Below are 14961 nucleotides of genomic sequence, written 5' to 3'. Positions count from 1 at the left end.
GCTAATCCGCTAGTCCGCCCACCAGACGCCCAAAAGTCGGGCGCCGCCGCATTTGGTCCTTACTCCTTGCGCTTGTAGAGGTGGTCGGCTTCGGCGACGCCCTGCTTGAACACCTTTCGAAGCGCCATACGCGCGCTAGCATCGGCACGAAGCACGATATCGCGGACCTTTTGCTCAGGGCGTCCACGAAAGGAGGTGACATGAAAGCTGTCGTCCGCTCGTAAGGCCTCGTCCGCGAAATAGTAGTTCGAGACGCAGCAGCGAAAGTCTTGGGTCTGGATGGGACTAACGGAGTGCCAAGATTGGTTATGCGTTGCCATGACGGCCAGGCGGTTAAAGCGGCTGTGAACGGTTATCTGCTTGCCCTCGACCCCTTCCGGCCAAAGCTCGAGGTTACCGCCATTCTGTTCTTCCCAATCGGCCGTCACGTAATAGAGCAAATTTAGCACACGCCAACGATTACGGTCCTTGTCATGGGAATTGTCAAGATGAGGATTCAAGTATTGATCCTTACCCATCATCGAAATTCCGCCGGCGTACAGATGAACATCAGGATAAGCCGACGCCATATCGCAAATGCTTTTAACAATTTCAACAACGCGTTCGTCCTGAAAAGCGTAAACGCTTTCCTCCAGAATTGGATCGTACTGGTTCATTTGCGCTGCGATGTATTTGTACTCACGAAGCGTCTTTTTCAGCTTCATGGTTTCCGGTTTTGGGAACTGCCGGTAGATCGCGAGCGCCATCTCCCGCGGCAACAGATCATCAATGTAAAAATGACCGATGCCGTCACGCGTCGCTGCATATTGCTCGGCCATCCGATCCTTCTCTTCGATCATCCGCTGCACGATGATATCGGCAATTTCGCGTCGGCTCGTCATAAAGGCACCATCTCGTTGCGTTCGCTCACGTCGAAGCGGAGCGCAGATAAACCCCTTTACCCGGGATACAACCGATAAGGTATCCAATAAAAGCCGGGCCTCGCCAGCGGCATCGGGAAATTCTGCGACTTCGCACGCCTTCGGTGCGATTGCGTTTCGTGTACGCTGCGACTTGTCACCGAAGATCACCTCTGGTAGCCGCCCCGCGTCACGAGCCGTCCTTATGTCGGCTGTGCCGTCGTGCTGCCTCTCGTGCGGGGGCGGGCGGGTTCGGTCTCTTGGTCTGGCGATGCCGTCCTGCACGGGTACGATCGATGTCCGCAGGGCGACGGTGAGGCTAGGGCGTTAGAGAAACCGTATGAAAGCGTATCAGATCAGGCGTCCGGGCGGCGGGATGCTCCTTCGCCTCGAGAATCTGGCCGTGGCGCTCGCGCTTGCCGTTCTGCCCGCGATCATGGCAGTCCTGTTTCCGGAGGATCAGGTCAACCAGACCGTCGTCTTCGTCACCTATATCTACAGCCTGATTTCGACGACCATCGGCCTGATGTTGTTCAGGAGCATCATCCGTTATCCCGGCGTCGAGGCGACGGCCTATATCCTGCCGTCGTTCACGATCTCGTTCGGCATTCTGCTGACGTTCCTCATCCTGTCGCGCCTTCAGTACAGTCGGTCGCTGCTGTTCGTCAGCTTCGTCGTGGTCATCGTCTGGTATGTGATCGTTTATGCGGCGGATCGGCGGCGACGGATGATGACGATCGGGATCGTGCCCGGGGGCGATTCGCTGTTGTTGCTCGATGTGAGCGGCGTGCGCTGGTTCCGGTTGAACGATCCGGCGGAGCTCGCGCTGGTCGATGCCGTTTCGGCCGATCTGCGCGTCGACCTGCCGACGGAATGGGATCGCGCGCTTGCCGACTGCGCGCTCGCTGGCGTTCCCGTCTATCATACCAAGCATCTCGCCGAATCGCTGACCGGCATGGTTCAGCTCGAACATCTGTCGGAGAACAGCTTCGGCACCCTTGCGCCGATCTCGGCGTACATGACCATCAAGCACTGCGTCGACTGGCTCGCCGCTGTCGTGGTCGGTATTCTCCTCGCGCCGTTGATGGTGTTGATCGCGGTCGTGATCCGGCTCGATTCCCGTGGGCCGTCGATCTTTCGCCAGACGCGCATCGGCTATCGGGGGAAGCCGTTCACGGTCTACAAATTCCGGACGATGAGCGCGGCGCCTGCGGGCCAGCAGGCGCTCGACGCCGCGAAGACGCAGACGGGGGACAAGCGCATTACCAAGGTGGGCGCGTTTCTTCGCCGCAGCCGCGTCGACGAACTGCCGCAGATCCTCAACATCCTGAAGGGCGAGATGAGCTGGATCGGTCCACGCCCCGAAGCACAGGTGCTTTCGCAGTGGTACGAAAGCGAGATCCCCTTTTACCGCTATCGTCACATCGTGCGTCCCGGTCTGACCGGTTGGGCGCAGGTTCATCAGGGGCACGTGGCCGAGGTCGAGGACGTCAAGACCAAGCTTTACTACGACTTCTACTACATCAAGACCTATTCGCCCTGGATCGACCTGTTGATCGTCGCCAAGACGGTTCAGACGGTTCTGAACGGGTTCGGCGCTAAGTGAGCGATCCGGCAGAGTCGCGACGGTGATCGATACAGCAGTCCATAAGGGCGTGCCGGATGGGGCGCGGCGTCTGATCTGGGACGTGTTCTTCGCGCAGGCCGGACGCGGCATCGACTTCAATGCGCACCTGCCATGGGCCGATGCTGCCGATACGCGGTCGGTGACGATCGGTGATGTCGCGACGCGTGCCGCCTTGGTGGTTCGCCCGGCTCTTCAGCCCGGGGTCGCGATGATCGGCTTCGTCTGCGTCGATGCGCGGGTGCGGGGGCGCGGTTACGGCGCGGCGATGCTGGAACGGGCCCATCAAATGCTCGAGGACGACGGGATCGCCGCCGCCCTGCTCTGGACGAAGATCCCGCCGGTCTATCGTGGCAGCGGTTATCAGGTTCTCGATCGGGACCGGTTCGTGACCTTCTCTTCAGAGCCCATGGCCCGAACGGTCGCCCATGTCGATTCGGCCGCCTGGCCTGGTGCGGACGACATCGCCGGGCTGCCGGCCTTTGCCACGTCAGCGGAACGACTTTCCGATGGGAATGCGCGTGCGGTGGTCCTGCATGGCGGGGGCGGCGTAACGCTGGCCGACTGGCACGGCGGGGCGGATGCGGTGGCGAGGTTGATGCGCGCCGCCGGGTACGACCGCTGGTCGGTCAATCTGTCTTCGGCCGATCGGTTCGACAGGATGCTCGACCCGGCATTATTCGCGGTCGAAACACGCGACGGCGCCTATACGATGGTGCGGCGCTTCGACTCGTCGCTCGCGATCGATCCCGTTTCGCTTGCAGATCGAATCTAGGATATGACCATGACCGCCCCGATGCTGCCGATCGTCAAGGTTCGGATGCCCCCCCGCGACACGCTGATGCCCGCGCTCGGCGACGTCCTCTATGGCGCGATGCTGGCCGAGGGCGAGCAGGTCTATGAGTTCGAGCGGCGATTCGCCGAGCAGTTCGGGCTTCCAGGCATCCTTGCGTTCAGCAGCGGAACCGGCGCGCTTCATGTCGCGCTTCTGAGCTGCGGCGTCGGGCCGGGGGACGAGGTCGTCAGCACGTCGATGACGGCGGAGCCGACGAATACCACGATCCTGCAGGTCGGGGCGACGCCGCGATTTGCCGATGTCGATCCGGCGACGGGCAATCTCGATCCGGCCTCGGTCGAAGCGGCGATCGGACCGCGCACGCGCGCCATCCTCGTCGTTCACTATGCCGGCTATCCCGTCGACCTGCACGCCATGCGCGGTATCGCCGATCGGCACGGCATCGCCTTGATCGAGGATTGCGCCCACGCGCTCGGCGCGCGTTACGGCGGGCAGGCGATCGGCACGTTCGGCGATGCGGCGATCTTCTCGTTCCAGGCGATCAAGCACATGACGACCGTCGATGGCGGGGCCCTGGTGCTGCGCGATCCCTCCAAAGTGCGCGACGCCCGAAAATTGCGCTGGTTCGGTCTGGAAAAGGGGGTTCCCCGGACCGTCGTCGACATCACCGAGGGCGGCTTCAAATACAACATGACCAACGTGGCGGGCATGATCGGCCTGCAACAGCTGGACACGATCGGGGATGCGATCGCGAAGCACATCGAGCATGGCCGCGCCTTCGACGCGGCGTTGGCCCGTATTCCGGGACTCGCCCCGGCGCGTATCGAACCGGACAGCGAGCCCAGCTACTGGATCTACACGTTGCTCACCGACGACTCCGCTGATGTCGAGCGGCGGTTGGGGGAAATCGGCGTGGCGGCGTCGAAGCTTCACCGGCCCAATCATCTTCATTCGGTATTTGCGCCGTATCGCCGGGACCTGCCCGGGCTCGAGACCTTTTATCGCCGGCTCGTCCACATCCCCTGCGGATGGTGGGTGTCGGACGACGATCGCGCCCGGATCGTCGACGCGTTGGCAAGGGGTTGAGCCGTGGCCGTTGCGCTTTTCGACTGCCGGATCGATCCTGCGATCGCGGCGGGGCTGGACCCGGTCTGGGCATCCGGCCGGCTGGCTGCGGGGCCCGCGGTTTCCGAACTGGAGGGGCGACTTTCGGCGCTGGTGGGCGGGCGTCCCGTCGTCGCGACGAGCGACATGACGCAGGCGCTTGCGATCGCGCTTCGTCTTGCCGGCGTGGTTCCGGGTGACGAGGTGGTGACACAGGCGCTGAACTGCATGTCGTCGAACAGCGCGATCGCGATGGTCGGCGCCACGCCTGTCTGGGTCGACGTCGATGCCGAAACCGCCTGTGTCGATCTCGATGATCTTCGCGCCTGCATCGGTCCGCGGACGCGCGCTGTCGTCATCTATCACGTCGCGGGCTATGTCGGCGATCTGGCGGCGCTGCGCAGGGTCTGTGCCGACGCCGGCGTCCCGTTAATCGAGGACGCGAACAATGCGCTTGGCGCGTCAGCAGACGGCATGCCCGTCGGCAGCGTCGGCGACTTCGCCGTCTTTTCCTTTTATGCAAATCGTCAGATCAACGCGGTCGAGGGCGGCGCCGTGATCTGCCGCGACGAAGCCGACGCTTCCCATGCCCGACGGCTCCGCAGGTTCGGTATCGATATGGCGAGCTTCCGCCGACCGGATGGCGAAATCGACCCGGCCATCGATGTGCCCGAAATCGGCTATTCCGCGAGCATGCCCAACGTCAACGCGGCGCTCGCCTGCCTGCAGTTTGACGATCTCCACTCCCGGATCGAGCGCAATCGTGCCAACGCCGCCTTTCTGTCCGCGGCGCTGCGGGATCGTGACGGCCTGACATTTGTTCGGGAGCGAGAGGGCTCGCGCGGTGTCTTCTGGGTCGCGCTCGTGCGCAGCACCCGGCGCGATGCGCTGCTCGCCGATCTCAAGGCACGTGGTATCCAGGTCTCGAAGCTGCATCAGCGCAACGACGCTTATTCCGGGTTTGGCGCCCGGCCGCGCATTCTGCCCGGAACGACCGCGCTCGAGCACGAGATGCTCGCGCTACCCTGCGGTTGGTGGCTATCCCCCGCCGATCTCGAGACCATCATCAACGCGGTGCGCCGCTACCTGATTGCCCCATAACTCCCCGCTCATATCTGTCGCTACGGCGGCATAGGAAGAAACGAGATGCTCGACGGCAAGACGCTTATGATTACCGGTGGGACCGGGTCGTTCGGAACCACAGTGCTCAGTCGCTTCGTCGCCACCGGCGTCAAGCAGATCATAGTCTTCTCCCGCGACGAGAAGAAGCAGGAGGACCTGCGGATCGAGCTCAAGAGCCCGAAAGTCCGGTTCGTCATCGGCGATACGCGCGACGCTCAGTCGATCGACAGCGCGATGCGCGGTGTCGACTACGTCTTTCACGCGGCCGCGCTGAAGCAGGTGCCGTCGTGCGAGTTCTATCCCATGGAGGCGGTTCGCACGAACGTCGTCGGGACTGACAACGTCATTCGTGCCGCGGTCAATCATGGCGTCAGCCGCGTAGTGCTGCTCAGCACCGACAAGGCAGTTTACCCGATCAACGCGATGGGCATTTCGAAGGCGATGGCCGAGAAGGTACTCGTCTCGCACGCACGCGGCATGGACGCGCGCGGTCCGGTGCTTTGCGCCACGCGCTACGGGAACGTCATGGCCTCTCGCGGGTCGGTAATTCCGCTGTTCATCGAACGGGTCAAGTCGGGCCAGCCGATGATGATTACCGATCCCGCCATGACCCGCTTCATGATGTCGCTGGAAGATTCGGTCGACCTCGTGCTGCATGCGTTCGAGAATGGTCAGCAGGGAGACATCTTCGTCCAAAAAGCGCCGGCCTGCACCATCGAGACGCTCACGATCGCGCTCAGCGAACTCTTCGACGCGCCGTGCGAGACCGGCATTTTGGGGACGCGGCACGGTGAAAAGCTGTACGAGACGCTTGTCTCGCGCGAGGAAATGGCAAAGGCCGAGGATATGGGCCGATATTTCCGCGTGCCTGCCGACAACCGCGACCTCAATTACGAGCTTTTCATTTCCGAAGGGTCGCAGGCGCTCAACCAGATCGACGATTACACGTCGCACAACACTCAACGTCTCGATGTCGCCGAGACCAAGGCGCTGTTGCTGACGCTGCCCTATGTTCAGGCGGCGCTGCGCGGATGACGGGGGCCGGGCGTCGAGGGTTCGCATGACCGTACCGGCAGACGCCCCTGCGGTGCCGCGCCGCCCCGGCGCGCGCATCGCGCCGCTGCTCGATGTCGCGGCGCTGTTCGGCGGGCGTGTCGGCGGCATCGTCGTCACGCTGCTTTTCATCCCGCGATATCACGCGCTTCTGGGCGGATCGACATTTGGTGCGGTGTCGATCGTCCTCTCGCTGCAGGCGTTCTTTCTCGTCTCCGATCTGGGCCTCGCGACGCTCATCAGCCGCGACACGGCGATCGCGCGCGGCGACGCCGCCGCACTGACCCGCGTCGTCTGGATGCGCCGCCGCGCCGAGGCGTTGCTGGTGGCGATCGCGGTGGCCATCGGTGCCATCGGCCTGCTCTGGCCGCTCGTCTCGCCAGACCGATTTTCCGGCTGGTCGTTCGAGGACGGCGTGAACGTCGCGATGATCGCACCGCTCGTCATGGCACTGGTTGGGATCAATATCGTCCAGCTCAGCATGAACGCCCTCGGCGCGTATCGAGCCAGTGCCGCGACCGCCGTCATCGGCGCGATCGCACGGGCGGGGGCGACGGTGGCGGTGTTGACGCTAGTTCCCACGCTGCGCGCGTTCCTCGTGGCCCAGCTGATGCTCGCATTGGTCCATCTCGTCGGGGTTCGCTGGATGTTGGAGCGAAGCTGCGGGCCAGCTCGCTGGCAGGAGCCGCTGTTCCAACGCGGGGCGATCGCCGACCTGTTGCGTCGCTGCGTCCCGCTGACCGTCTACACGCTCGCATCGGCGGCCGCGGTCAATCTCGACAAGACGATCGTGAGCGGCTTCATCTCGCTCGAAACGGCGGGCAGCTATTTTCTGGCGACGACCTACGCGATGGTGCCCATCGCGGTCCTGTCGGGCCCCATCAACAGCTATTTCGCGCCGCGCGTCGCGCATGCGCGTCATGCCGGTGACGAAGCCGGCGAAAACCGGCTTGCGCTGTTGTTCCAGACGGTCCTGATGTGCGCCGTGGTCGGTCCCTCGCTCAGCCTTGGGTTGCAGATACACGACTGGCTGCCGCTCTGGCTTCGCAGCGCCAGCGGCATCGACCAGATCGCGACGATCGCGCCCATTCTGCTGGCTGGCGGGGCGCTTTCCGCCTCCGGCTTCTACCCCACCACGCGGCTGATTGCCGGGGGCGATCACAACTATCTCGCGAAATTGTCGTTCGCGTGCGGCGTGGCGGTTCTGGTCGCCGCGGCATGGTTTGCTTCGCGCGGCGACTTGATCGGCGTGGCCTGGAGCTATTTTGCCTTTTACGCGGCGGGATTTGCCGGCCTCTGGCTGCGCCTGGGTCATGTCGCGGGCTGGCGCTGGCTGACACGCTTCCTGGCCGCGAGCTACGCCGTTCCTGCGGCCGTCATCGCGCTGTCGTATCTGCTGGTCTATGCCGGGACCCGCAGCTCTCCCTGGAGCATCGCCTTTGCCCTTCCAACCACCGCAGCGGCGTTGGCGAGCCTTGCCATTCTGGCCGGGCTTTTCGTCCACCTACGCCCGAAGATGCGGTGCGCCCGCCAGCAGGAACAGACGCGTTGACCACGATCACGATCATCATCCCCACGCACAACCGCCAAACCTATGCGGCCGCGGCGGTGGCAAAAATCGCGTCGGTCCTACCCCAGGCGCAGATCGTCGTCAGCGATACTAGTGCGGACGACGGCCTGCGCACGATGCTTTCCGGGCAAGTCCCGGCCGGTATCGAGCTCGCCTACATGCGCCCTGGGCGTAAGATGGACGTGGTCTCGCATTTCGAATTCGCACTCAGCCACGCGACCGGCGATTACGTCATGTTCCTGGGCGACGATGATTGCGTCGGGCCGGGCTTGACCGATGTCGCCGAATGGGCCGCGCGGAACCGCGTCGATGCGGTTTTCAGCTACGGTACCAAGTTTATCGCGAACTATTTCTGGCCCGGCGTGCGCTCCCGCTTCTACGGCGATGGCTACGCCGGCAGCCTGTTCGTGCACCGGTTCGATGGGGCGGCGAGGCGGATCGATCCGATCGCGGCACTGCAAGAGGCGCTGCGCGATCTTGGCCGGGGACTGGGCACGATGCCGCGGCTTTATCACGGTCTGGTCGCGCGTACGCTCATCGAACGGGTGCGAGCGCGTTTCGGCACCGTCTTCGGGGGGGTCACCCCCGATATCTACAGCGCGGCGCTCATCAGCGCGCTGGCGGAGAACGCTTGGCAGGTGGATTATCCATTCTGCCTGCCCGGCGGCTCACCTTCGAGCACGGCGGGTACGGGCGCGGCGGGGACGGACCTGACATCGCTCGTGGCGCATCCGCATACGGCCGCGTTTGACAATTTGCAGTGGGATCCGGTCATCCCCGCCTTCTACGCGCCCTACAACGTCTGGGCGTTCTCGCTAAAAAAGGCAGTGGACCGTATCGATCGCGCGGATCTCCGGCCCAACCTTGCCCGTCTTTACGCCGTGGCACTCATAAACAATCGCGAGCAGCGCAAGCGAATCTACGCCGCGAGCCGAAATGCCGGGCAACTCGGCATCGGAACGGGCAAGATCGTGATCGAGGGTGCTTACGAACTCTCGTTTCAGGCGCGCCGCATCGGCGCTCGGCTGTTGAAGCCGAGGGCGGGTGGAGGTGCGATCCACTATCGGGATCTGCCCACGATCGATGCGGGATACGACCGCCTTGAACGCCATATCGCCGATAACGGCATTCGCCTGACGCTGCCCGACCTGACCGCGTGACGGTGGTTTCGGCCGGGCGCGGGGCAGCTTCGAATATGGATAGGTAACGTAAATGCCAACGATCGTCGTCTCCGGCGTCAATCTGACCGAAGGTGGGACGCTGAAGGTCTTTCAGGACTGCCTGCGAGCGGTGCGAGCGGTGCTGCCGGCGTGGCGGGTCGTCGTCTTGGCCAACAATCGAGATGTCATCGACGTCGGCGATGTCGAAATCATCGAAATGCCAGCGCCAAAGAAATCATGGATGCGGCGGATTTATGCAGAGTATGTCGAGTTTAACTCAATATCCAAGCGCTTGGATGCCGATATATGGCTATCGATGCATGACATGTCTCCGCGCATTAAGGCGAAGTCGCAATTCGTATACTGCCACAACGCGAACGCATTCTATCGACCTTCCCTATCGGAATTAGCTATCTCCCCAAAGCTTCTACCATTCACCCTGCTTTACTCGATTTTCTACCGCATCAATATTCGGTCAAATATTGCTGTCATTGTCCAGCAGGATTGGTTGCGGAGGGAATTCAAGCGGCGTTACGGCGTGGACTCGGTCATCGTCGCGCATCCTTCCGAGGCGGTTGTTGAGCAGCCAGGCGGCTTGCCGGCCAGGATCAATACGTTTTGCTACCCGTCGCTCTCCCGTCCGTTCAAGAACTTCGAACTAATTTGCGAAGCCGCCCGCCTGCTTGCCGATCACCCGGCTTGGTCGGGGCGCGTGCAACTTACGCTCTCGCCGGACGATACGCGGCTTACGCAGAATCTCTATGGTCGCTACGGCGATGTTCGGGGACTCGAATTCATCGGTCGCCAGGACCGTGCCGGTATGGCCCGTCTCTATGACGCGATGGACTGCCTCCTGTTTCCGTCGCGGCTGGAAACCTGGGGTTTGCCAATCAGCGAAACCAAAGCGCTCGGAAAGCCAATGATCGTGGCCGACCTTCCCTATGCGCACGAAACCGTCGGAAACTACGATCACGTGCGGTTCGTCGACCCCGCAAGCTCGCGAGCGCTTGCAGATATAATGCTCGACGTCCACCGGAACGGGTGGTCGTCTACGCCGGTTCGTGTGGCACCGGTGGCCCAGCCTTTTGCCAATTCATGGCACGACCTGATCAAAACGATGGTCAGGATGCACGAGGGGAAAGCGGCCTAGCGCGCGGCCCGGACGCGAGCTGCGTTGAGACGCGACAAGCCGCGCCAAAACCCGTATCGGGTCTGTCATCATGATCGATCTGCAACCTGCGATGCAAGAGCCCTCGACGTACGCGCCGATTGGCGGAGAGGCCGGTCCGGGCGTTATCGCCTTTGGTGCGCTGCTGATGATCCTGTTCGTGCCGGCCGCGACCTTCTATCTGGCCGGCACGTCGTCGATGGCGCCCGGCGTCCTTATTGTCGCGCTCGTGCTGATTGGAATGCAAACGATCGGGCTGACGGGGGTCGGCGGGCGGGATTTCTTCAGGCGGGACCTCACGCTGTCACTGATCGTGGTGGTGCTGCTCTCGGTTCACCTGGTGGTGCGGGCACTCGCCGTCGAAGTCGATACGACGAAGGCGGCGGGCTCGCTGCTGATCGCGCTGGCGGCGATCATCGGATGCGGTGCGGCCAGCACGCTGTTCTCGCGCGCCGGGGACGGCGCCGTGCGGGCGGCCGTCATGGCGGCGATGGCTGTCCTGCTTCTGTCGGCGATTTTCAGTCTCGCCGGCATCCAGCCGCCCAGCGAGACCGCGACAAGCAAGCCGACCTTCCCGTTCACAGAGCCTTCGCATTTCGCCGGGGTTCTCCTCCCGGTGATCGCATTCCTCGCCGTCACGGGCAGCGGCTGGCGGCGATGGGCCTGGATCCTGACCGCGTTCGCGCTCGGCTATCTGCTCGAGAACCTCTCGATCGTCGTGGGTTCGGTGGTCGTTGCCGTCGCTTGTCTTGCCGCCACCCGGCTGGCCATCTTCGGCGCGATCGCGATCCTCATCCTGCCGTTTCTCGATCTCACCTATTTCCTCGATCGGATCGAGTTCGATCCGGCTGCGACCACCAACTTGTCGAGCCTCGTCTACATCCAGGGCTGGGAGCTGATCCGGGCTGGCCTCAGAGATACCTACGGATGGGGACTGGGCTTTCAGCAGCTTGGCTTCACCTTTCTCGACGCGCCGACATCCGATCTGATCTACCGCCTCAACGGCGGCAGCGACCTCAATCTGCGGGAAGGCAGCTTCGGGCTGGCCAAACTCGTCAGCGAACTGGGGATATTCGGGTTAATCATCGTGCTTTACCACGGCTTCCTCGCCGGCAAGGCATTGCTGAGTTTGCGCCGTGTCGCCATCGGCAGGGACCGTCGACCCCTCGTGGAAATCTTGGCGATGTGCAGCATCTATACGTTCGTCATCGACATGTACGTGCGCGGTACGGGTTATTTTTCGGGGCCCGCCTTTCTGGCGGTCACGTCGGTGCTTTTGCTGCACCGGTTGCCGTCTTCTCGGACCCTGCCAGCGCCGACGTGAGGCGTCGCTCAGGCGTCCGCCTGGGTTGTCTCTCCGCGCGGGCGATCCGCGAACATTCGATCCTTCAGCGCAAGGAAACGCTTCTCGAAAAAGTGCCAGGACAATGATGCTACCAGGAAAGACGCGGCGATCGAGGCGGTAGCCTCGACGGCGACTGGCAGCTTCATTCGATGAACGATCGCAAATACAATCAGATGCCACATGTATAGGCCGTAGCTGATGCGGCCGACATATCTCAGCGGCGGGACTGCCAGGACCCTGATGCGACCAGCGCAGGCAATGAAGGGAGCGGCGAGAAGGCCAAGGCCGGTGTACATGAAATGGGCTTGCGGCACCCACTTTTCAGTATGGGCAAAGTCGGCGATCGGTACCTTCCAGAAGCAATATCCGACGATCGCCCCTCCCGCGACAAGCATCGCGCCGAGAACGGCACGGCGCCTGACTAATGCGACGATCGCCCCGGCGCCGAGCATATCGATGCAGGACGGCAGCGAGACGATCGTCATGTAGGGATTGTTCGTGGCGTCGTAGATCGCTTCGCGAACCAACGGCGCCAAAATGATCGAGGCAGCAGCTAGATAAGCCGGCTTCTTCACGTAGTAAACGAGCCATGGCCATATCAGGTAGAATTGCTCTTCTACGGCAACCGACCATAGATGGCCGATCACACCGCCGGGTACGTTTGGCGCAACGGCGCCGATACGATAATTTCCGAAATAGAAAAGGAAATATCCGTAACCTGCGATCGAGAGGCCAGCAATGGTCGTGAGTACCAGATTTACGATCAAATAGGCATAGTATAGAGGGAATATTCTTACACTTCGACGCCAGAAGAACTTTGCTATATAATGCCAGATTTCGGACGACCGCTCACCCATCAGGATCGATGTAATCAGATATCCGCTCAGTACGAAGAAGAGCGGGACACCCATCCATCCAATCGGAAATATTCCGAGGTGGAAGATCATCACGGAGATAACCGCGATTGCCCGCACCCCGTCCAACTCGGGAACATAGCTTTTCATGGTCGGCCCATGAAGCACGAGGTTCGGAAAATCAACGTGCTGGCCGTATTCCAGAATTCGGCGCCGGCGTGGCCCTGCCGGATTCCTAGATGGCAAACAGACCGCTGTTGATGAAATCCCGCGCCTCCTGCCGGGTCTCGAAGGTGAGCAGGTTCATGCCGCCGAGGTGAATTGCGGAAGCGCCGTCGCCGGCGCGGTGCCTGAACGATACGCTTGTCGCTCCGGGGGGCACGACGGTCATCCCGCCGATCGCTTGCCATTCGCGAGCGTCGAGCGGCACGTCCAGGGTCATGCCCGCGCTGCCCGTCAGGCTCAGCGTGGGCGGCGGGCCGGCGACATGCCGGTAGATGTAGATCCACGCTGCCCATCGGCCGGCGCGAAGCGATACCGGCGAAGGGAAGACATCGACGCCGGGCGCAAGATCCAGTTGTTGCCCGACGGTCATGCCGGGAAGCGCGGCGTCGGCGACCGGCTGCGTCTCGACCGTCTGGCTGCCGACGAAGGCCATCTTTCGATCGCCGATCACACTCATCGCGACGGCGCCTCGATACGCGGTCGAGAGGCTTTTCCGAAGCGGCAGCCAGAAGCTGGAGCCGCGTCCGGGCTCGTTCAGATAGGTCGCCTCGATACTGTCGACCCTGCCCACCGGCCGCGCGACCGCAAATCCGCGCGCGCGGCTATGTTCGATCATCGAACGCGCGTCCTGGGTCACCGACTTCAACTGATCGAGGCTGCAATCGATCGTCCGGACCACGGTGTTGCGCAGGGTCATCGAACCGACCGGCGTATCTTCGAAGCGGATGAGCGAGCAATTGGCGAGCCGCGCATAGACGGGCGGCTGGGGGAGACCATCGACCATCACCTGCGCGGCCGTCGCGTTCTGTTCGTTCCAGCAGCGGGAAACCGTCATGGCGGGCACGCTGTCATTGGCATTGAGATTGCGCACGTCGAAGACGGTGCCCGGATTCGCCTCCATGATGCAGTCGGCGAAGGTGACCTGTCCCGTACCGACGACCGCCGAGTCGAATCGGACGACCGCTTCGCGCGCGCGCTGGAAATGGCTGTTGCGAACCAGGATGTTACCGCCGTGCATCAGGGGGCGGCCCGCGCTCTGGCGTGCGCTTCCGGCAAGGTGGATGCGGGCATCCTCGAACTGACAATCGTCGACCGTGAGCCCGATCTGCCCCGCGGGACGATCGACGCAGATATCGAGATTGTGGAAGCGCACGTTCTCGAAACGCGTCCGGCCCGCGAACTCGTCATCGGGCGCGGGCGGATTGGCGCCGGCCTGAAAGCCGATGCCGCCGGGTTCCTCGCCACCGGCAAGCGTCAGGTCGCTGACCGTCACCACGTCCCAAGTGCCCGAACGATACGCGCCGCGCAGGATGACGGCTTGCGGGCTCACGGCCAGAAGCTGCGTTGCCAGCCGTCCGGCGCCGCGCACCTGTACGTTGCGACTGTCGAGCGACAGGCTGAGCCGAAAACGGCCCGGCGGAAACTGAAGCGTGCCGCCGCCGCTGCGAACGAGCCTGTCGTAAATTGCCTGGACCGCACCCGACACGTCGCCCCGGCCATCGCTGGCGATATCCACGACGGCGACGGTGCTCGGGGCGAAGCGAGCGGGATCGCCGATCCGTATCTCGCTGACACGGCCACTCCCGGCCCCGGCGAGCCGCATCGTCAATTCGAGGGGGGTTTGCCGATCGCCGAGCGTGAAGGTCGCGAAATAGCGGATCGTCCCGCTGGCGTTCTCGGTCAGAAACTGGCCGGGCGCGACGGGTGCACGGATCGCGCCGAACGAGGCGCGAAGCGGGGCCAGCACCGTATGGACCGATCCTGCGCCGCCGCGATTGAGGTCAGCTGACCCCGACCAGAGCGTGACGCGGCAATCGGAAGCTGCCCAGCGCGTCGCGAAAGCGTCGAAATCCCCCGCGTTGAATGCAAGGCGAAAGCCTTCGAGCAGCGCAGCCGGCTCGTCGGACGAGACGCCGGCCATGCTTGCTAGACGATCTCCGCCCGGAAGCACGGTCGTTCCGAGTAGGGTTCCGATAGCGCCTCGTCGGTCCATGATTGCAATCGTCCTCAGCATCTAGCTACTGCCCGCCGATAGCGGACT

General features: G+C 62.9%; 12 protein-coding genes. 9 read left to right on the top strand and 3 right to left on the bottom strand.

Annotation, left to right across the window (positions count from 1 at the left end):
- Positions 1 to 59: 59 nt before the first annotated feature.
- The gene (locus tag RS883_RS01975) at positions 60 to 1184 is read right to left on the bottom strand and encodes a 2OG-Fe(II) oxygenase (protein WP_315762144.1); all 1125 of its coding nucleotides are present in this window, start codon (positions 1182 to 1184) and stop codon (positions 60 to 62) included.
- 91 nt (positions 1185 to 1275) lie between these two features.
- On the opposite strand from RS883_RS01975, the gene RS883_RS01970 reads away from it, so the two are divergent.
- The 9 genes from RS883_RS01970 (at position 1276) to RS883_RS01930 (ending at position 11820) form a co-directional block, all read left to right on the top strand.
- Complete coding sequence (locus RS883_RS01970) at positions 1276 to 2505, top strand: sugar transferase (RefSeq protein WP_315762143.1); 1230 nt, start codon at positions 1276 to 1278, stop codon at positions 2503 to 2505.
- Positions 2506 to 2527: 22 nt separating this feature from the next.
- Complete coding sequence (locus tag RS883_RS01965) at positions 2528 to 3298, top strand: GNAT family N-acetyltransferase (RefSeq protein WP_315762141.1); 771 nt, start codon at positions 2528 to 2530, stop codon at positions 3296 to 3298.
- A gap of 21 nt (positions 3299 to 3319) precedes the next feature.
- Positions 3320 to 4405 carry a DegT/DnrJ/EryC1/StrS family aminotransferase gene (locus RS883_RS01960; RefSeq protein WP_315762139.1) on the top strand — a complete coding sequence of 362 codons (1086 nt, stop codon included), beginning with the start codon at positions 3320 to 3322 and terminating at the stop codon, positions 4403 to 4405.
- 3 nt (positions 4406 to 4408) lie between these two features.
- Positions 4409 to 5524 carry a DegT/DnrJ/EryC1/StrS family aminotransferase gene (locus RS883_RS01955; protein WP_315762137.1) on the top strand — a complete coding sequence of 372 codons (1116 nt, stop codon included), beginning with the start codon at positions 4409 to 4411 and terminating at the stop codon, positions 5522 to 5524.
- A 45-nt stretch (positions 5525 to 5569) separates the two neighbouring features.
- Entirely contained in the window at positions 5570 to 6580 is a 1011-nt protein-coding gene (locus tag RS883_RS01950; protein ID WP_315762135.1) for a polysaccharide biosynthesis protein, read from the top strand.
- 52 nt (positions 6581 to 6632) lie between these two features.
- Complete coding sequence (locus tag RS883_RS01945; protein ID WP_315762133.1) at positions 6633 to 8150, top strand: lipopolysaccharide biosynthesis protein; 1518 nt, start codon at positions 6633 to 6635, stop codon at positions 8148 to 8150.
- Complete coding sequence (locus RS883_RS01940) at positions 8147 to 9328, top strand: glycosyltransferase (protein ID WP_315762131.1); 1182 nt, start codon at positions 8147 to 8149, stop codon at positions 9326 to 9328. The genes RS883_RS01945 and RS883_RS01940 overlap by 4 nt, the downstream gene beginning before the upstream one ends.
- A gap of 52 nt (positions 9329 to 9380) precedes the next feature.
- The gene (locus tag RS883_RS01935) at positions 9381 to 10478 is read left to right on the top strand and encodes a glycosyltransferase (RefSeq protein ID WP_315762129.1); all 1098 of its coding nucleotides are present in this window, start codon (positions 9381 to 9383) and stop codon (positions 10476 to 10478) included.
- A gap of 70 nt (positions 10479 to 10548) precedes the next feature.
- Positions 10549 to 11820, top strand: coding sequence for a hypothetical protein (locus RS883_RS01930; protein WP_315762127.1), 1272 nt, complete (start codon positions 10549 to 10551; stop codon positions 11818 to 11820).
- Between the two features lie 8 nt (positions 11821 to 11828).
- Here RS883_RS01930 and RS883_RS01925 read toward each other — a convergent pair whose 3' ends face one another.
- Positions 11829 to 12845 (bottom strand): acyltransferase, encoded by a 1017-nt coding sequence (locus RS883_RS01925; protein ID WP_315762125.1) that lies wholly within the window; start codon positions 12843 to 12845, stop codon positions 11829 to 11831.
- 85 nt (positions 12846 to 12930) lie between these two features.
- A complete protein-coding gene (locus RS883_RS01920) occupies positions 12931 to 14934 on the bottom strand; it encodes a hypothetical protein (protein ID WP_315762124.1) in 2004 nt (667 codons plus the stop codon).
- Between the last annotated feature and the right edge of the window lie 27 nt (positions 14935 to 14961).

The organism is Sphingomonas sp. Y38-1Y (assembly GCF_032391395.1).
Classification (GTDB): Bacteria; Pseudomonadota; Alphaproteobacteria; order Sphingomonadales; family Sphingomonadaceae; genus Sphingomonas.
The sequence above is the reverse complement of the archived record's forward strand: the minus strand, read 5'-3'. Positions and strand labels throughout refer to the sequence as shown.